The sequence below is a fragment of the Shewanella sp. T24-MNA-CIBAN-0130 genome, assembly GCF_040310185.1.
GTDB classification, from domain to species: Bacteria; Pseudomonadota; Gammaproteobacteria; order Enterobacterales; family Shewanellaceae; genus Shewanella; species Shewanella psychromarinicola.
On the sequence record NZ_JBEOPP010000019.1, the window covers coordinates 1 to 20,225 of the forward strand.

Here is a 20,225-nt window from a genome sequence, read left to right on the forward strand (position 1 = left end):
AATAAAAGGCTGAACAAGAGGTTTTATTGGCAATTTATTCTGCGGCAAATAACTGCGGGTTTGCGTCGGCACTAACACCATAAACACTACAAGTCAAAATCCAAGCAACTAATCCAAATCCAGCTGCTTTAACAAGCCAAATTTGCGCTTGAATAGTCAGTTTATTCACTAATCTTAGGTACATTAAATAAGAAAAAACAATAAGAAATGGCACTACCCAAAACGCACCAATAGCAAAGCTTCTATGCCCGATATAAATAGCCTTTTCATTAATCTTTTCTAAAACACTATATTCTTCTATAAATCCTAAAAAAGTACCATAAACACCAAAAAAACATAAGATAACAAAAAATACAGCTAAGACTTTATGCCTTTTTTTATCACTATATTCATCGTGAATAATATCTGACTTATCACTCATTTTAGGCTTCCATGAAAATAAGGGACCCCAAATAATTTATGTAAAAAACGTATAGGGTCATGATTATAATCATCGATTAAACGATTAGTCTCAGCGCTCAACCTTTCCCCATTATTAATAAGATTTTTTTCAGCCAATAACAATGATTGACTTATTTTATCTGACCAATACTCAGTGTCTATAAATAAATTAGTCACGAAAGCCAGAACCACACCTACGATGACAATTACTACCATTGAACCAATAGTTAATGAAGCTGCTGTACCGGCTATACCTATCGCAGCCCAAGTAATCAATGAACTAGCAGAGACAATTGCAATATCAACGGCCATTCCACCAACAAAATGACGCCAAGTTTTGGTATCATTCATCATTTGCTCTAAAGAGTAAAATGCACCTGAAATCAGTATGGTAAGAATACTACCCTGAGTAATAGATTTTAAAGCACCCAATTTACCAATCCCCAATGAAATAACTTTGGGATTGTTAGCCAAATAACGACTGCCGGTTAAATCTCTCCTTAAACGAGCATACCCTTGAAAAACAACGTAAGGTTGACCTGAATAGGTCACAGTCTTAAAAGCACTAAAGGCACTCCCACCTCGTTTCATCTCAATAGCCAGTGCACTCAGGGCGACTATATCTGTCATCAAGGGGATCAATCCACTACCAGTTTTTATTTTAGCATTATGCTTATCCCAAAATTGCTTACCAATAAGCGAGGACTGGGAAATAACTATACCCAGATCCTCAATAGCATCAACCCTAGTCATACCTTGTTTTTGTTTATGACTAATATAAAGTTCGATAAACTCAGCCGAGTTCATTTGTACCAGTTGGTATTCATTTTCAGAAAGTGCTTTAGCAAGCTTTTTCTTTCTTTGATAATCATTGATCGCACGATTGGCATAAGCAGACATGTAATATCCTTATTTTAATTAACTCCTTTAGAACGATATTGTATCTTAGATTAGGTAAAGTTTAATCTACCCCAAATAGCTAGTTAAACTAACCAATACACCTTATATAATGTGCTGAGAAATTTCTCTAAATGAAAGTCTATCACTCAGTAACTTCATAACGGTTATAGTTGCGATGACATAAAACTAAAAGGGCTGATGTTATATAGCACATCAGCCCTTTTATTATTCTCGATTTAATTGTCGATTTAGTGCCGTTTAAATTCCTGCACCAGCGATTTCTCTCGGTGGGTTAAGCACCTCAATCGCTTTTAAGTAAGCCAGTAAACCATTCACCTGAGTATCGAGATCACCTTTACTGGTATCTATGGTTAACTCTGCAGATTCTGGCACTTCGTAAGGTGATGAAATGCCAGTAAAGTTGCTAATTTCTCCCTTTCGAGCTTTGGCATACAAGCCTTTGGTGTCGCGCGATTCGCACACGCTCAATGGCGTAGACACATGTACTTCAACAAATTGTCCTTGTGGGAATAACGCCCTGACGCGATCACGTTCTTCGCGGGTCGGTGAAATAAACGCCGACAACACCACTAAGCCTGAATCAACCATTAATTTAGCCACTTCACCGACACGACGTAAATTTTCATCGCGATCTTCAAGGCTAAAGCCTAAATCTTTACACAGACCATGACGAACATTATCACCATCAAGTAAATAAGTATGAAAACCGTATTCAAATAACGCCCGCTCTAATGCACCTGCAAGGGTTGATTTACCTGAGCCTGATAGCCCGGTAAACCATAATAATACCGGATTTTGGCCTTTTTGGGCGCCACGGGCAGCTTGGTCAATGGCATGTTGATGCCAAACAATATTGCTCATCACTACTCCTATAGAGTGGTTATTACACCACACTAAAATTCTTTGTTAAAACGGGAAAAAATACGGGATCGAAAAAATAACCACTAAGGAATACACTATTGATAACGGTAAACCTAAGCGAACAAAGTCGCTTAATTTATAATTACCGGCATTAAATACCATTAGGTTAGTTTGATAGCCGTAAGGCGATATAAAGCTCGCACTTGCCCCAAATACCACCGCCATAATAAACGGACGAGGATCCGCGCCAAAGCTGGTGGCAACCGCGTAAGCTACCGGAAATGCAAGTGCGGCGGCGGCGTTGTTGGTAATTAACTCGGTAACAATTAAGGTAATGAGATAAATCCCAACAAAGGCGGCAAACACACCATAACCATTAAAAAGACTTAACAACGCTTGCGCCATGATGTCTGCTAGGCCGGTTGTGACCATTAAGTTAGCTAAGCCTAAGGCACTTCCTACGATAACCACCAGTTCTAACGGAAAGCGACGTTTAAGCTCACTTAAGGTTATCGCGCCAATCGCCACATAGCTGAGTAACAATAAAACTAAGCCTTTGGCTAATGGTAATACATCGAAAATGCTCGCCAAAATGGTTAATGCAAACCCAACAAGCACCCAGCTACCGCGTTTTTCATCTAAACGGACACTTAACTCTAAGCCACTGATAGCCGCAAAGTCGGTGGTTAAATTAGGACATTTAGAAAAACGGTCGCCTGGGGTGAGCAGTAATACGTCACCGGGTTGTAACACCACATCGCCTAGTCCACCTTTTAACGGTAGATGACCTCGACGAATAGCCATCACGGCAGCATCAAAGACTTCACGAAAGCGCGAATCTTTTAAGCTTGTGCCCACTAAACTTGATGATGGCGCTAGCACGGCTTCAACCAGATTTTGACCTTTTGCGTGCTGCTTACCAAACCATTCTAAACCGTCAAACTGATGTAACAGCTCAACCGACTCAACCGCACCGCTAAAACGTAAAACGTCATCGGCTTGCAGCACCATTTGCGGCGGCACTGGACAGATACGGATCCCACTGCGCTCTAACTCAACTAAATACAGTTTTTTAAGTGCCCGCAAACGGTTATCTATCACGCTCTTACCCACCAGGGTAGAGGTTTTGGCCACATGAGCTTCCAATAGATAAGGTAAAGACTCATCTTCGGATTCTTCACGTCTATCGGGTAAAAAGTTAGCCATGATGGTTAACACAACTAAACCACTTATGACCACTAATGCGCCGACTTGTGAAAACTCAAAAAAACCTAAAGGCTCAAGGCCCGCATTTTCAACAAAAGAGTTAACAATTAGACTCGTAGAGGTGCCAATTAGGGTTAATGTGCCGCCCAAAATTGCCGCGTAGTTTAATGGCAATAACAACTTAGAAGGCGCATGTGCTTGATTACGGCGCACCACACCGATTAACGAGGCGACGACCGCAGTATTATTGGTAAACGATGACAATAAGGCTGTCGATATACCTAACTTCGCTAATGTGGAAAATAACGAGCCTTTGCCAATGACTTGGCTTAATTTGCCCAGTAATGAGGTTTTCTCAAGTGCTGTGGCCGCCAGTACTAACAGCACTAAAGTGATCAGTCCGTTATTAGTAAAGCTGCCAAGTGCTACATTTAAGTCAACTAGCCCAAGGATATAACAAATTAACGAAGCGAAAAAAAACATGGCGGCCGGTTTTGCAAGCCCAGCAAGAAGCCCACCGACCAGCGCTAACAAGATAATCGCTAACAACCATATTTCGCTCATTAATTATTTTCCAAGTACGCTGATATCGCGCGCATTCCAATGCGGATAATGCTTACGCACTAACGCATTAAATTCGACTTCAAATGCACTAAACTCAGTGTTGGTTTGCTTGTCACCCTGATGACCACTGACGACCATAGCGGCAGCAACAGTGGCATTGGACAAACGATCAATTAAAATCATTCCACCGGTATCACGTACTAAGCTATAGGCATCTAACACAACCGATTCGGTTAAATCTAACTTAACCCGAGCGATGGTATTTAGGCTTAATGTGCTTGCTGCGCTGCGCTCAAGCGTATTGACATCGGTAATGTATTCAATTGCGCTTACCACCGCTTGGGTTTTCTTACCCGCCACTTTCACATCATATAACTGACCGATTTGTAATGGCTTTTCATCCATCCACACTAGGTCCGCTACTATGTGGTTAGCCATTTCTGGCGCGGTCGCCGGGTGAGCCAATAAATCACCACGTGAAATATCAATCTCATCTTCAAGGGTAATGGTGATTGCTTGACCTGCTACGGCTTCGGGTAAATCACCGTCAAAGGTGACAATACGTTCAATTTTACTGCGCTTGCCCGATGGCAATGCGACTAATTCGTCACCCACTTTAATGATGCCTGACGCTAACGTGCCAGAGAAACCACGAAAATCTAAGTTAGGTCGTAATACGTACTGCACCGGAAAACGTACCGGTAGCTCGCTCAGTTCACGCTGTGTATCGATAGTTTCAAGCAGCTCAAGTAATGTGCCACCTTGATACCAATCACATTGAGTACTAGGGTTGACCACGTTATCACCATTTAAGGCCGACAAGGGCACATAGTGAATATCTAAATCACCAAAGTCTTTCACAAAATCAGTAAAATCAGCTTGGATTTGGTCAAACACCGTTTGATCAAAGCCAACCAAGTCCATCTTATTCACGGCTACGACAAAGTGACGTAAACCTAATAATGAGGCAATAAACGCATGGCGTTTAGTTTGGGTTTGCACCCCATAACGCGCATCAACCAAAATGACCGCTAAATCACAGTTTGACGCACCCGTTGCCATGTTACGCGTGTATTGTTCATGGCCAGGGGTATCAGCAATAATAAACTTACGTTTTTCACTGGAAAAATAACGATAAGCCACATCGATAGTAATGCCCTGCTCACGCTCAGCTTGTAAACCATCTACCAATAGCGCAAGGTCAATGGCTTCGCCAGTGGTGCCCATTTTAGCGCTATCACTTTTTAAGCTTGCGAGCTGATCTTCATAAATTTGCGCGCTGTCATGCAATAAACGCCCAATAAGGGTACTTTTACCATCATCGACACTGCCACAGGTTAAAAAACGCAATAAGCCTTTATTTTGTTGTAATGCCAAATATTCTTTTACACCGTGCAGCTGGATCTCTGCGGCCATACGGTCGGTATTCTTTGTTGCTTGGTCCATAATCTTTCTCACTCAAATTCGTTCGCATGCTGGGTCGATAAAACAACCATATTCAATTGCTTAGAAATAGCCTTGACGCTTTTTCTCCTCCATTGAAGCACTTTGGTCTGAATCAATTAAGCGACCTTGACGTTCACTTGAGCGAGTTAACAGCATCTCTTCAATAATTTTTTCTAAGCTATCGGCTTCTGATGGCATCGCCGCCGTTAGTGGATAACAACCTAAGGTTCTAAAACGAACCCGCTCAACCGATTCAACATCGCCGGATTCGATTGGCATACGATCATCATCTTTTAAGATCAGCTGGCCGCCTTTGTTCACCACGGTGCGAGGGGCTGCAAAATATAACGGTACGATTTCGATATTCTCTTGGTAGATATACTGCCAAATATCAAGCTCAGTCCAGTTAGATAATGGGAACACCCGAATGCTTTCGCCTTTATTTACCGCGCCGTTATAGGTGCGCCATAATTCTGGACGTTGGTTTTTAGGATCCCAGCGGTGGTGCTTATCACGGAACGAATACACCCGCTCTTTGGCACGGGATTTTTCTTCATCTCGACGTGCGCCACCAAAAGCGGCATCAAATCCATATTGATTTAAGGCTTGCTTTAGCGCTTGGGTTTTCATGATGTCGGTATGTTTAGCACTACCATGGGTAAATGGACCAACACCTTGTTCAACGCCTTCTTGGTTAGTGTGAGTCAGTAGCTCAAAACCAAATGCTTTAGCTTGCGCATCACGAAAAGCGATCATCTCTTTGAATTTCCACCCCGTATTGACATGCAATAATGGGAATGGAATTTTGCCGGGGTAAAATGCTTTGCGCGCAAGATGCAGCATAACAGATGAGTCTTTACCAATAGAATAAAGCATCACAGGGTTACCAAACTCAGCTGCAACTTCACGGATGATCTGGATGCTCTCTGCTTCCAGTTGTTGTAAATGGCTTAACGAACGGCCTGCCATGATGATTCTCCATTAGCTAATATTGCTGCATCGCAGCGGGTTAAATTAATCGACTACAGCGCTTTAGCGACTGTGTCTAAATCTGTTTTTTGTTGCGCAGTGACGGGATCAAACCAATTCAAGCTCTCCGCTAATTCAACAACTTCACCGATAATCATCAGCGCAGGCATCTGCAAAGCAGGATCTGCGGCTAATTGAGCCAGTTCACCTAACTTACCCATAAACCGCTGTTGTGATGAGGTGGTTGCGTTAGACACGATTGCCACGGGCGTCTCAGCACTACGACCAGCATTGATCAAACCCTCACTGATAATATTGGCGTTTAATATGCCCATATAGACCACTAAGGTATTGTTGGAATTAGCATAACCGTGCCAATCCATAGGGCGACTCGCTAACTGGCAGTGACCTGTAATAAAGGTGACACCTTGAGCATAATCACGATGCGTTAGCGGAATACCAGCATAAGCCGACGTACCGCTGGCGGCGGTAATGCCAGGAACTACTTCAAAAGCAATACCCGCTGCGACTAAGATTTGTAACTCTTCGCCGCCCCTGCCAAAAATAAACGGATCGCCACCTTTTAAGCGCACTACATTTCTACGGGTGAATGCTTTGGTCACCAACAACTGATTAATTTCATCTTGGGCTGCGCTGTGTTTACCTGCGCGCTTACCCACGGCAATTTTTTCAGCATGACTGGGGATTAAATCTAAAATATCTTGGCTGACTAATGCGTCATATAACACTGCATCGGCATTCTTTAGGATGCGATAGGCTTTTAGTGTTAGCAGCTCAACGTCGCCAGGACCTGCGCCGACTAACCACACTTTGCCTTTGGCTTGTTGCCCCGGCATCGATACTAATTCCATCACATTAACCTTAAGATATTTGACCATATACAAATATAGCGTTTTCCATATTCCATATACAATAGTTTATAGTTAGTTTTTATAACTAAATAGCATATAAAGCCGTTTGTTGGTCGTTTACTCCATTTGACAGGCTAATACGGGCTGAATTAAGGGCTAGAATGAAAAAATGTTAACTTAATTCGACAAATCTCTGACAATTGATAACAATGACTCTCGAAAAATACTGTTTCTAAGAATGATATTAAAATTAAACCAATAATTATGCTTATGGATACTGCAATGATAAAAATCACTCAATATGTTGGACTCTCGCTGTTGTTACTTGGCTATAGTACGATCGCCATTGCAGAAGTTTCATTAGTCGACGAGCGCGTAAAAGGAGAACTCGCCACATCTGAAAAGCCATTTGTGATCACCCCGCACAAGGCCAATTACCTTCTACCAGTGACTTACCAAACCCGCACTAACGCATTGCCATTTGAGAGTAAATATCCAGATGAAGACTTCACCATTGATAACTTAGAAGCAAAGTTTCAAATCAGTTTTAAATTTCCAATTATGTATAACGTTTTTGGTGATAATGGCCATTTGTTCTTTGCCTACACCAATCAATCTTATTGGCAGGTTTATAACGAAGATGCGTCGTCTCCCTTTCGTGAAACTAACCACGAACCTGAAGTGTTTATGTTATTTAATAATGATTGGAAAATTGGCGGTTTTACTAACTCATTTTTAGGCATTGGCGCGGTACACCAGTCTAATGGCCAGACCAATCAATTGTCACGCAGCTGGAACCGAATTTATGGCAGTGCGGTATTTGACCGTGGTCCATTCGCACTGGGGCTTAGAGTGTGGTGGCGTCTACCAGAAGATGAAAAAGAAAACATTAATGTTGCTAAAGGTGATGATAACCCTGATATCAACCGCTATATGGGCAACTTTGAATTAACCGGAGTTTACGGCTTAAATGAGCATCGTTTTACCATGCTACTGCGTAACAACTTACGCGATACCAATCGCGGCGCTGTTGAATTGACTTGGAGTTATCCGATTATTGGTACATTACGTATTTATACTCAGTACTTTAATGGTTATGGTGAAAGCTTAATTGACTATAATCATCATAATCAGCGTGTTGGTATTGGTATTGCGTTAAATGACATTCTATAACATACGCGATTAACGTCGATTAAATCCGCAAGTGATCAACACTAAAGTGGCATGTGTGCCACATAAAAAAAGGTGACCATTGGGTCACCTTTTTAGTTTCGTTAACCATCTTGTGGTTTACGTCGCTTTAGCGAAACAGCCTTAATAAAAGCGGTTAACAGAAGCTACTTAGCACTGGCTTTGCTGTTTACTATAGAGCCAATCACTAAGCCTTTATCGGTAAAGTCTACCGACATCTGTAAACGCATATTGTAGTCTTTTAACATGAGCAACTCTTCTGGCATCGGTTCGCCACTCATTTCTACCATATCGACTAATGGGGCAAACATTTTCTGATAATCAACAGATAAGTTAACAAACCCATTAGACTCAAGAGTTTGCTTAAACATCAAATCAGCTAACTCTGTACCTCTATCGCCAGTATAAGCCACTAAATGATTACCTTTGATGGCTAATTTAGCGCTAACACCTAATTCAGGCGGTAACATTAACATGGGGGTAATGTCGACCGGATCACCATTATCTTTTAAGTCCACATTTGCCAGCGGTGGATAAAATGGCCTCATCATATCCACTAACATCATCGGCTTTTCAGCCGAAACGCTTATCAATGCATCTAGCTTTTCAAAGCTAGGCTGGCCATTTTTCTCGGTCAACTGGTAATCTGCTAGCGTCACACTGATGCCTTTAACACCATTCGCCATACCAGCCATCATGCCAAGCATCGCTGGATTGAGCTCACTTAACTCTGATTGCATTTGAGCCAGTGCAGTACATTGATATTGCGGTGTTTGTAAATCTTTCCATACTTCATTCAATGCTGGAGCTAATTGCTTCACATCAAGCCCAAACGCAACTGATAAGATATTGTCATGACCGTTGCTGGCAAATGATGGTACAAAACCACGCATTTTATTTAAGGCAGACAAAATCACTTGATTGTTACTTTCAATCACCACGGCCGCATCGATAGTGCTTTCTTCGCGGGTAATTGAGTATGAGTTGAGTCCCATCACACTGCGTGGCCAATTGGCCGCAATCGCCGAAAACTCACTCTGGCAAGTTGGCGTCTTTAACTCCGCAAATGGATCTTCGCCCTGTATTTCAATCATTTTGGTCATTTGCTTGGCCAGCATATTGCCGTCTGTCGACGTTAACCCTTTGACCAATTCAACATGGTTAATAAAGCTAATACTGTTTTGCATAAAACCATGAGTATTGGCAATGTCTTGCAACAGGGTAGTTTCGCTAATAGGGTGCTCAACTTTCTTCTCACCCAACGCGGTTTCAAGTAATTGAGGGGTGTTTAATGACGTATTCAAGGTCACCGTTAACCAGCCATCTTTAACGGAAAATACAACCTCAGCGTGTTCTTTTTCATCAACATCGGTTAATGCATAACCACGATATTCAACATTACCCGACTTGCCCATGGTGTGAGTTAAGCCGCTTTCCTGCTCGGCGCGATCTAATTCCGCCCAGAATGCTGCAGGATTGCTGATCTCAATTTTCATTACCGGCAATGCGCCTAAAGTATAAAAATAACTCTTAATTGAATCCGCTAAACCGTATGTTGATAGCAAGGTCTCAGGGTTAGGCAACACAGTCATGTATTGCTTATATAAACTGACAAAAAAGCGCTCTTGAGCTGATGAGCTATCATCGAGCGACAACATTTTATCCTTATCATAAGCTTGATAATTGCCAGCAATGCTATACAAATAATCTTTTAATGGAAATGGCACTAACTGCCCAGAAAACGCTAATGTATCAGCAGGGATATAGTCCAACATTGGGTCGTTTTTAACCACTGACGTCCCTTGTTGCGACAGAAAATATCCACCAGCACCAACAGCCAATACCACAGCAGCAATTGCCATTTTATTCATCTATAAACTCCAATTTATATTATTGTTAACTCTTCCTTGAAATGAGTTAGCGTTTAAACATTTATTATCTTTTTGGGATAAGCATTATCGATTACATCGATAAACTGCGGATTAATTTAGCATTAAATGTTAATAAGCGCATTAGATGTTACCTTTTGGGGGATATTTATCCTGAAAACCGCACCTGTAAAAAACCAATACGCCAAAAAGACAGCTTATTATCTAACGAGTTTTGAGAGGGAATTTGACGAGATAAAAGTGAAAATCAACAAGCATTAAGCAGGCAATAATTCAAACATCTGATTTCCCGATAACTCAAACCGCTGAGTTATCGGGAACAACCGAATCGATTACTTATACGCTAACAAGTCAATCAATGTGCTCGAGGACGTGAGCGAAGCTTTTGAAGGTACGTGGACTGCAAAAACAATCCCAAAACGTCTACAAAAAACCATCTACAGGAATCATTAAACGTAGACTATTATCGCCGCAATTGCATAAAAGTTTACATAAAATATAGTCCGTTTTCGCTCAAACCAGTCCATCAATCGTTTGAATAAATCAACCTTACGGATGACTCATACAAACACAAGACTCAATGACGCTATCACTCATCTTAGATATCGAAGTGCAAACCGCATTCTCGTTGTAAGCCATTAAAACGGGTTTCTTCTTCAGACATACCTAACTCAAGTGGTTTGCTTGAGTGAGTATCACCTACCGACACATAACCTTGTTCCCATAATGGGTGATATGGCAAGTCATGTTCAGTTAAGTACATGTGCACGTCTTTGTTGCTCCACTCAATGATGGGTAACAATTTAAAACGTTTGCCGCTAATGGCTAAAATAGGCAAAGCTTCACGGGTACTAGACTGACTGCGACGTAAGCCAGCAAACCAAGTACCAATATTCAATTCAGCTAATGCACGCTGCATAGGCTCAACTTTATTGATGCGGTTATACTTTTCTAAGCCATCAATCCCCTGCTCCCACAGCTTACCAAAACGCGCTTCTTGCCACGCTTGGGTTTGACCCGCTTGATACACTTTAAGATTCAGGTTTAAACGCTCGGTTAACTGATCAATAAATTGATAGGTCTCGGGGAACAAATAACCCGTGTCGGTTAAAATCACCGGAATATCGCTTTGCGCTTGAGTCACCATGTGTAACATCACCGCGCCTTGAATACCAAAGCTAGACGACACTGCATGCTCGCCTGGTAAATATGCTAGACCCCAAGCCACTCGTTGCTGCGCCGTTAACCCGGCTAAAAACTGATTAATCGTTTCCAGCGCAGCGGTTTGCTCTGCAAGAGGCGCTAATAACAACGCCTGCAATTGAGCGGGAGTGACACCATGATCGACGCCGGCATCAGTTGATGCAGTCGTTACCACTTCATTACCCATGAAAATCCTTAGCGGCGTCAATAACCGCCTTCACCACGCCGATACGCACAGTGAAGTTACCAAAGGTTTCGCCAGCATCACGTTCGGTGGCGTAGCGGCCAAACAAGGTATCCAATTCCGCTAAAATTTCGGCTTCTTGAATGTTTTCTTTATGCATTTTATTTAAACGCGTACCTTCAAAGCTAGCGCCTAAATACAAATTGTAACGACCCGGTGCTTTACCCACTAAACCAATTTCGGCGGCAAATGGACGCGCACACCCGTTGGGACAACCTGTCATACGCACTACTATTGATTGCTCGCTAATACCGTGTTTAGCCTGTAGCGCATCGATGTGATCGATAAACTCAGGGAAATAACGCTCAGCTTCGGCCATTGCTAATGGGCACGTGGGTAACGCCACACAGGCAATTGAATGGCCGCGAGTGCCACTTAACACTTGGCCTAATAAACCATGCTTACGGGCTAGGCCTTCAATGTCGGCTTTATCTTCTGCTGCAACACCGGCAATAATCATGTTCTGATTTGAGGTCATGCGGAAATCGCCTTTATGGATGTTGGCAATTTCACGTAAACCTGTTTGTAAGGTTTGACCGGGTAAATCTTTAATACGGCCACTTTCTATAAATAGCGTTAAGTGCCATTTGTTGTCGATACCTTCAACCCAACCATAACGATCGCCGCGATCACCAATGATCACATCACGCTTTGGTTCAAATTTCACTCCAGCACGTTTTTCAACTTCAGCTTTAAATGCGTCAAGACCATGGTCAACAATGGTGTACTTTAAACGGGCACGTTTACGCACTTCACGGTTACCCCAGTCTCGTTGAACGGTCATTACCGCTTCGGCAAACTTGGTGACGTCGTCCGTGTTAATAAAGCCCAAATCATCGGCTAAACGTGGGAAAGTTTCAACTTCACCGTGGGTAGAGCCCATACCGCCACCCGCCACCAAGTTAAAGCCCACTAACTCACCGGCTTGTGCTACCGCGATAAAACCAAGGTCATTGGTATACACGTCTACGTCGTTATGGGGCGGAACGGCAACAGCCATTTTAAATTTACGCGGCAAATAGGTTTTGCCATAAACAGGCTCTACGGTTTCTGTGCCTAATAGCTTTTCTTCATCTAACCAAATCTCAGCATACGCGCGAGTGTGTGGTAATAAATGATCAGATAAGTGCTTAGCGACGGCATAGGCTTGCGCATGTAACCTAGACTCAACCGGATTTGGATTACACATCACATTGCGGTTTACGTCACCACAGGCAGCAATAGAATCTAATGCGGCGCGATCAAGTCCTTGGATCAAGGTTTTTAGATTACGCTTGGGAATGCCGTGATACTGAAACGTTTGGCGGGTGGTTAAGCGAATACTGTTTGAGGTGGTGAGTGTCGATGATATTTTATCCACGGCTAACCACTGCTCTGGGGTACAAATACCACCCGGCACGCGTGCACGTAACATAAAGCTATGCAGAGGTTCTAATTTTTGCTCTTTACGCTCGTTACGTAAGTCACGGTCATCTTGCTGATAAAAACCGTGGAATTTAATCAGCTGTTGATCGCCCTCGCTAAACGATCCAGTGACTTGGGTATCTAACCCTTCTTGGATGTCACCGCGCAAATAATCACTGTCGTCTTTTAAGTATTCGTTTACTGCTAACTTTTGCTCACTCATGGCCTTGGCCTCTCTTAATTCTGTTCAATTCACTCGCGCTAATAGACTGCTAAATATTTATAATTTACTAACAGTGGGCTGAGTTAATACACATCTTTTTGGTAACGTTTTTCGCTACGCAGTGTTTCAAAGTAAGCTTCTGCGTCATCAAAGCTTAAGCCACCTTGTTCAACCGCGATGTTTACTAATGCTTGATGGACGTCTTTTGCCATACGCTCGGCATCACCACAGATATACACATGGGCGCCCTTTTGTAACCACTGCCATAACGCTTCAGCTTGTTCTGCAATGCGGTGCTGAACATACACTTTATCAGCTTGATCCCGTGAGAAAGCCACATCTAAACGCGACAAACCGCCGTTTTTAAGATATTGCTGCCACTCAACTTGGTATAAGAAATCTTGTTCAAAATGCGGGTTACCAAAGAATAGCCAGCTGTCACCCGACACACCGTCGACAGCGCGTTGCTGCATAAAGGCGCGGAATGGCGCAACACCGGTACCAGGACCCACCATGATGACAGGCGTTTGTGGATTTTCTGGTAAACGAAAATGGTTATTCTGCTCAACGTACACGTTAATCTGTTGACCTTCTTGTGCTGACGCTAAGAAATGCGATGCGCCGCCAAAACGAGCCTGGCCTTGACGTTCATCTTCAACCAACGCCACGGTTAAGTGCACTTCAGCTTCAACTTCTGCTTGGCTAGAGGCAATGGAGTATAGCCGTGGTGTTAGCGGACGTAACATACCAACTAACTGCGTCGCGCTGACTTTCGCTGGATATACAGCCACTAAATCGGCTAATTGGTGCTGTAGAATAAATTGTCTGGTTTGCTCTTTATCTTCACCAATAGCCGCAAGTTCTGCATTGCCGCTCAACTCAGCCCATGTTTTCACTAGGCCTGGGTATAACTGAGTGAGTTCTTTCTTGTCGGTTAACGCCGCTTTTAATGATAGTGACTCTTTCGCCACAGTCACATTGTCGTCTGGTGCTAAACCAAGCGCGGCGATCACTTCATCGACCAGCGCTTGGTTATTGCTAAACCACACCCCTAATGCGTCACCCACTTGATAAGTTAATCCTGACTCGCCTAAATCAATTTCAACATGGCGTACATCACGATCAGAATCTCGACCGGTAATTTTTTGGCTTACCAGTACTTCTGCTGTATAGGGGTTTTGCTTGGTATATTCACTTTCACCAGCAACAGATGCGGTACCAATTGACACCACACTCGCGCTTGACGCTTGAATATAAGGCTTAACGGCCTCAACAACACTGTCTTGCCATTGTTGTGAAATATCTTCATAGTCAACATCACATTCAACTAAGGGTAATAATGATGTTGCCCCTAATGCACTTAGACGCGCATCAAAGTCTTTACCGGTTTGGCAAAAAAACTCATAGCTTGAATCTCCTAACGCTAAAACAGAATAATGTAGATTATCCAATTTTGGTGCCCGCTTTGAGGTTAAAAACTTGTGCAGTTCAATCGCATCATCAGGTGCTTCGCCTTCACCATGGGTACTGACGAGCAATAACAAGATTGTTTCTTGTTTGAGTTGGCGGACATTATATTCGCCCATAGAAGCTAAATTAACCGCATAACCTTGCGCCTGCGCTTTGGCTGCGAGTTCTTTGGCTACGCCACGTCCATTGCCAGTTTGGCTACCATATAAAATGGTAACTGTTGGGGCGGCGCTTGTCTCTGTTGTGGTCTCGACACCGCTTTGACCTTGGTTAGCACTCGCTGCTAAGTAACCACTGACCCAGGCGAGTTGAACAGAAGATAATTCTGATGTGAGTTGTTTTAGCTTATCGACTTGTCCTTGAGACAAAGGTGATGCTAAAGCGGAAAGTTCTTTTAACAACATAAGACGGCCTTATAACAGTATAATGTGGTTAGCTTACTACTGAGTACCAAAACAAAAAAAGAATAAAAGATGATTTTTTATTCCATTTAGGAATATGCAAAGGGCTTTTTTTACGTTACAAAAGTGGGGTGGCGTTAAAAGGTTTTAAATTACCTCAATTTAAAACCAAGTAATTAGTCACAAAACATGCCTAATGTCGCAAGCTAGAAGGCCAATTAAGTGATGAATAATTATCAGCTTGATTGTTTTCTGAGTAAAACGACGTGCAAATACAATGTAACTATGTCAGCGTAATACTATCGACTAATGAGTTTACCCGACTTCTATGGTCATATGGTGCACTTTTTCTATTGGCAAAGAGCCCATATGAGGAAGTAATACTCAAACGGAATGGTCTATTGATGGGGAACCGCAATAGACGGTCTTTTTATTAACCATCAGGAAACAGTCATGCAGATTGGAATACCGAGAGAAAGTATCGAAGGTGAGACTCGAGTCGCGGCGACTCCAGCAACCGTGATACAGCTTAAAAAGCTCGGCTTTAGTGTGGCAATTGAAGCACAAGCAGGTGTGAAATCTAGCTTCGATAATGCAGCATTTGAAGCAGCAGGGGCAGATATTGTTGACAGCGTGTATCAAGCTGACTTTATTTTTAAAGTAAATGCACCGTCCGATGATGAAATCGCACAAATGAAGCCAGGCACAACCCTGGTCAGTTTTATTTGGCCAGCACAAAACCCTGAACTCGTTGAAAAACTATCCACTAACAATATTACTGTGATGGCCATGGACATGGTGCCGCGTATTTCACGCGCCCAATCACTCGATGCACTGTCATCTATGGCAAACATTGGTGGTTATCGCGCGGTCATTGAAGCCGCACATGAATTTGGTCGTTTCTTTACCGGGCAAATAACCGCAGCAGGCAAAGTACCACCAGCCAAAGTACTGATTATTGGTGCTGGTGTAGCAGGGCTTGCCGCTATTGGTACTGCAGGCTCTCTAGGAGCCATAGTCCGCGCATTTGACACCCGTCTTGAAGTGGCAGAGCAAATTGAGTCAATGGGCGGTAGCTTCTTAAAGCTTGAGTTTGAAAATAAAGAAGGTGGCTCATCTGACGGCTACGCTAAAACCATGTCAGAAGAATTTATTGCGGCTGAAATGGCGCTATTTGCCGAGCAAGCCAAAGAAGTCGACATCATCATCACCACCGCATTAATTCCAGGACGCCCTGCGCCAAAACTGATCACCAAAGACATGGTAGATACCATGAAACCGGGCTCAGTGATTGTCGATTTAGCCGCCGCTACAGGCGGCAACTGTGAATACACAGTAAAGGGTGAGCGTTTTATTACCGACAACGGCGTTAAGGTATTAGGTTATACCGACTTACCGGGTCGTTTACCGGCGCAATCGTCACAACTTTATGGCACTAACTTAGTCAACTTGATGAAGTTAATGTGTAAAGAAAAAGACGGTAATGCCGTGCTCGATTTTGATGATGTTGTTATGCGCAATATGACCGTCACTCGTGGCGGCGAAATCACCTTCCCACCACCGGCAATCTCAGTATCTGCTGCGCCACAGAAACCGGCGGCCAGCACTGAACCCAAAGCGGCCAAAGTTGAAAAGGCACCTTCAAAACTTAAGTATATTTTAGGTGCTTTAGGTATTGCCGGCTTTGCCGCCGTCGCCTCGGTTGCACCGGCTGAGTTTCTGTCGCACTTCACCGTCTTTATCCTAGCCTGTGTGGTGGGTTATTACGTGGTGTGGAATGTGTCGCACTCGTTGCATACGCCGTTAATGTCGGTCACTAATGCGATTTCAGGCATTATTGTGGTTGGTGCATTATTGCAAATAGGTCAAGGTTCAGCATTAGTCACTGCGCTTGCATTTTTCGCGGTGCTTATCGCCAGTATCAACATCTTTGGCGGGTTTACCGTCACTCAGCGCATGCTGAAGATGTTCCGTAAAGATTAAGGGGTAATATCGTGGCTCAAGGACTGGTTACAGCATCTTATATCATTGCTGCCGTGTTTTTTATTCTCAGCTTAGCTGGGTTATCAAAACAAGAAACGGCTAAAAATGGTAATTTATTTGGCATTATCGGGATGGCGATTGCACTCATTGCCACCATCCTCAATCCTGCTACAAACGGCGTAGAATGGATTATTCTCGCCATGGTTATCGGTGGATCAATTGGTATTCGCTTAGCATTGAAAGTCGAAATGACGGAAATGCCTGAGCTGGTAGCTATTTTGCACAGCTTTGTGGGTTTAGCTGCAGTATTAGTGGGCTTTAATAGCTTTATTGATATTCAACCACACCAAGTGTCTGAATTTGTCGTGGTAATGGGGCAAGACCTCAACACCACGCTAGAAACGGCAAAAGCGGCCTTTGCAGAAGCAAGTAAAGCCCAACAAACTGAACACTTGACTGGTGCAATGCTTAACATTCATTTAGTCGAAGTGTTTTTAGGCGTCTTTATTGGTGCTGTCACTTTTACGGGTTCGATTGTGGCATTTGCTAAGCTACGTGGATTGGTTTCATCGAAAGCACTTATGCTACCGCATCGCCATAAATTAAACTTATTGGCCGTTGTGGCCTCGTTTATATTAATGCTGATGTTCGTACAAGCCGGCGGAGCAGTGACACCACTGATCCTGATGACCTTAATTGCATTAGCATTTGGCTGGCATTTAGTGGCATCGATTGGTGGTGCCGATATGCCAGTGGTCGTGTCCATGCTGAACTCATATTCAGGCTGGGCAGCGGCAGCGGCAGGTTTCATGTTATCTAATGACTTACTGATTGTCGTTGGTGCGCTTGTGGGCTCGTCGGGTGCGATCCTGTCTTACATTATGTGTAAAGCAATGAACCGCTCGTTTATTTCTGTTATTGCCGGTGGTTTTGGCAATGATAGTGTGGCGGCCAGTGGCGATGACACCGTCGGTGAATACCGTGAAACAACGGCTGAAGACGTAGCTGACATGCTAAAAGCATCAGACTCCGTTGTCATCACCCCAGGTTATGGCATGGCGGTAGCGCAAGCTCAATATCCTGTCGCTGAAATAACCAAAAAGCTGCGGGCTCTGGGTATAAAAGTCCGCTTTGGTATTCACCCTGTTGCGGGGCGTTTACCTGGCCACATGAACGTACTATTAGCAGAAGCTAAAGTACCTTACGATATCGTGCTCGAAATGGACGAAATCAACGAAGACTTTAGCAATACTGATACTGTGCTCGTCATTGGTGCTAACGATACGGTTAACCCTGCAGCAATGGAAGATCCAAGCAGCCCTATCGCGGGCATGCCAGTGTTAGAAGTATGGAAAGCTCAAAATGTGATTGGCTTTAAACGTTCAATGAACACAGGTTATGCCGGTGTACAAAATCCATTGTTCTTTAAAGACAATACTCAAATGCTGTTTGGCGATGCCAAGGACAGTGTAGAAGCCATCCTTAAAGCCTTATAAATCGACTTTATGGCGTTCGAAATACCAGCAGATAATGCTGGTATTTTTTTGTTTAATAACCCGCTAAACTAGGCCTATTGGACTCTACAGGATTATCGGTTGTCAATGACACAGCAGGACATCATTTCTCAATTGCAGTTTGAGCTGAAGCAACACCAGCAGCGCTTAAAGCAACTAGAGTATGAAAACAGTCGGCTTACCCTATTAAATAAACGGGTAAACGAGCAGCTTGATGCTGCACTTGATGGCACTGGCCTATGCTTGTGGGAGCAACATATTCCCACAGGCAATTTGACTATCTTTAATCAACAGTGGGGCCACCTGCTTGGTTTTACCCGCGAAGAATTACCCGCCCATATCAACAGCTGGAAAAACAATCTTCACCCTGAAGACAAAGACTGGGTTATACAAGCCTTTGAAAGCCATGTAGCGGGTCAAGCTGAAATCTATCAAGCCGTACACCGCATGGTGCACAAAGATGGCAGTGTTGCATGGGTGTCAGACCGTGGCCGCATTATTGAATATGATATTAATGGTGAACCGCTTCGAATTATGGGCACTCATATTGATGTCACCCAAGAGAAGCGTTACGAACAAGACTTAGCTAGACTGGCTCTTCGCGATCCGCTCACCAATTTACTCAATCGAAATGCACTCATTGATGCATTTGAACAGGAAAAAAACACCCATAGTACACATCATGGTGCCCTGTATTTTATCGATCTTGACGGCTTTAAGATTATTAATGATCACTTAGGACATCGATATGGCGATACGCTATTAATCCATATTGCTAATGATATTTGCCAAGTATGCGATCAACTCCTTAGCGCGGCAGACACCACACACAATCATCAAGCTCCCCGTCATCACGTGGCACGTTTTGGTGGCGATGAATTTGTTATTTTAGCCTATTATAGTAACGTGGAACGATTAACTGTATTGGCCAGAACCCTGCTATCACACTATCAAGAGCCTATCGATTTAGAGGGTGAAACCATTAAAGTAGGACTCAGCATTGGGATCAGCTTGTTTGATGAGTTAGATGAGTTTACTAATGTTTGCGAACAAGCCGATAAAGCCATGTACAGTATTAAAAAACACGGTAAACATAACTTCTTATTTTGGTAATAAGATTGAAATGCCTAAAACGATCCCCCAAGCCATACCTAAAATAACCCTTAAAATAACACTCAGACGCTAGCAAAGTTTTGTAACAAAAAGGGGCTATTGGCAGGAAGATGAGCGAAATAATGAACCCTATTGTGTATAACGATTTACCGATCAGGTTAGGTTTGCGTCCGTGAGGGCGAGGTTAATGACACTAAAAACCTGCTGTGAATATCAATAAAAATACAATTTATATCACTTTAAATTCATTTTCAGGATATGCTGCCACTAAATTAAACAGTCCTTCATAACAAAACCTCAATTAAATGGA

The 20,225-nt window shown here is 43.2% G+C and carries 15 protein-coding genes; 4 read left to right on the forward strand and 11 right to left on the reverse strand.

The window, feature by feature from the left end; translation table 11 throughout:
• Window positions 1–34: 34 nt before the first annotated feature.
• The 7 genes from AAEZ02_RS09830 to cobA all read right to left on the reverse strand — a co-directional run bounded on the left by AAEZ02_RS09830 (window position 35) and on the right by cobA (window position 7,280).
• Entirely contained in the window at window positions 35–421 is a 387-nt protein-coding gene (locus AAEZ02_RS09830) for a hypothetical protein (protein WP_351122899.1), read from the reverse strand.
• Window positions 418–1,341, reverse strand: coding sequence for a hypothetical protein (locus AAEZ02_RS09835; RefSeq protein WP_351122902.1), 924 nt, complete (start codon window positions 1,339–1,341; stop codon window positions 418–420). Before AAEZ02_RS09835 ends, AAEZ02_RS09830 begins: the two co-directional genes overlap by 4 nt.
• 258 nt (window positions 1,342–1,599) lie before the next feature.
• Window positions 1,600–2,223, reverse strand: a complete 624-nt coding sequence (gene cysC, locus AAEZ02_RS09840; protein WP_124013512.1) for an adenylyl-sulfate kinase — start codon at window positions 2,221–2,223, stop codon at window positions 1,600–1,602.
• Between the two features lie 45 nt (window positions 2,224–2,268).
• A complete protein-coding gene (locus AAEZ02_RS09845; protein WP_101032793.1) occupies window positions 2,269–3,993 on the reverse strand; it encodes an SLC13 family permease in 1,725 nt (574 codons plus the stop codon).
• Window positions 3,994–3,996: 3 nt separating this feature from the next.
• Window positions 3,997–5,439: a sulfate adenylyltransferase subunit CysN gene (gene cysN, locus AAEZ02_RS09850; protein WP_124013511.1), complete on the reverse strand. Its 1,443-nt coding sequence runs from the start codon at window positions 5,437–5,439 to the stop codon at window positions 3,997–3,999.
• 60 nt (window positions 5,440–5,499) lie between these two features.
• Window positions 5,500–6,408, reverse strand: a complete 909-nt coding sequence (cysD, locus tag AAEZ02_RS09855) for a sulfate adenylyltransferase subunit CysD (protein WP_101032795.1) — start codon at window positions 6,406–6,408, stop codon at window positions 5,500–5,502.
• A gap of 53 nt (window positions 6,409–6,461) precedes the next feature.
• Window positions 6,462–7,280, reverse strand: coding sequence for a uroporphyrinogen-III C-methyltransferase (gene cobA, locus AAEZ02_RS09860; protein ID WP_124013510.1), 819 nt, complete (start codon window positions 7,278–7,280; stop codon window positions 6,462–6,464).
• Window positions 7,281–7,562: 282 nt separating this feature from the next.
• Between cobA and AAEZ02_RS09865 the strand changes: the two genes are divergently transcribed.
• Window positions 7,563–8,453, forward strand: a complete 891-nt coding sequence (locus tag AAEZ02_RS09865; RefSeq protein WP_124013509.1) for a phospholipase A — start codon at window positions 7,563–7,565, stop codon at window positions 8,451–8,453.
• A gap of 164 nt (window positions 8,454–8,617) precedes the next feature.
• On the opposite strand, the gene AAEZ02_RS09870 is transcribed toward AAEZ02_RS09865, so the two are convergent.
• The 4 genes from AAEZ02_RS09870 to AAEZ02_RS09885 all read right to left on the reverse strand — a co-directional run bounded on the left by AAEZ02_RS09870 (window position 8,618) and on the right by AAEZ02_RS09885 (window position 15,308).
• Window positions 8,618–10,342 carry a hypothetical protein gene (locus AAEZ02_RS09870; protein ID WP_351088328.1) on the reverse strand — a complete coding sequence of 575 codons (1,725 nt, stop codon included), beginning with the start codon at window positions 10,340–10,342 and terminating at the stop codon, window positions 8,618–8,620.
• A 616-nt stretch (window positions 10,343–10,958) separates the two neighbouring features.
• The gene (locus tag AAEZ02_RS09875) at window positions 10,959–11,750 is read right to left on the reverse strand and encodes a phosphoadenylyl-sulfate reductase (protein ID WP_351076600.1); all 792 of its coding nucleotides are present in this window, start codon (window positions 11,748–11,750) and stop codon (window positions 10,959–10,961) included.
• Window positions 11,743–13,434, reverse strand: coding sequence for an assimilatory sulfite reductase (NADPH) hemoprotein subunit (cysI, locus tag AAEZ02_RS09880; RefSeq protein ID WP_335688328.1), 1,692 nt, complete (start codon window positions 13,432–13,434; stop codon window positions 11,743–11,745). The genes AAEZ02_RS09875 and cysI overlap by 8 nt, the downstream gene beginning before the upstream one ends.
• Window positions 13,435–13,517: 83 nt before the next feature.
• Window positions 13,518–15,308 carry an assimilatory sulfite reductase (NADPH) flavoprotein subunit gene (locus AAEZ02_RS09885; protein WP_351076596.1) on the reverse strand — a complete coding sequence of 597 codons (1,791 nt, stop codon included), beginning with the start codon at window positions 15,306–15,308 and terminating at the stop codon, window positions 13,518–13,520.
• 450 nt (window positions 15,309–15,758) lie between these two features.
• Here AAEZ02_RS09885 and AAEZ02_RS09890 point away from each other — a divergent pair, with 450 nt between their 5' ends.
• From AAEZ02_RS09890 to AAEZ02_RS09900, 3 genes are all read left to right on the forward strand, one after another.
• Window positions 15,759–17,288 carry a Re/Si-specific NAD(P)(+) transhydrogenase subunit alpha gene (locus tag AAEZ02_RS09890; RefSeq protein ID WP_351076593.1) on the forward strand — a complete coding sequence of 510 codons (1,530 nt, stop codon included), beginning with the start codon at window positions 15,759–15,761 and terminating at the stop codon, window positions 17,286–17,288.
• A gap of 11 nt (window positions 17,289–17,299) precedes the next feature.
• Entirely contained in the window at window positions 17,300–18,784 is a 1,485-nt protein-coding gene (pntB, locus tag AAEZ02_RS09895) for a Re/Si-specific NAD(P)(+) transhydrogenase subunit beta (RefSeq protein ID WP_124013504.1), read from the forward strand.
• Between the two features lie 105 nt (window positions 18,785–18,889).
• Window positions 18,890–19,915 (forward strand): diguanylate cyclase domain-containing protein, encoded by a 1,026-nt coding sequence (locus AAEZ02_RS09900; protein WP_351076589.1) that lies wholly within the window; start codon window positions 18,890–18,892, stop codon window positions 19,913–19,915.
• Window positions 19,916–20,225 lie beyond the last annotated feature (310 nt).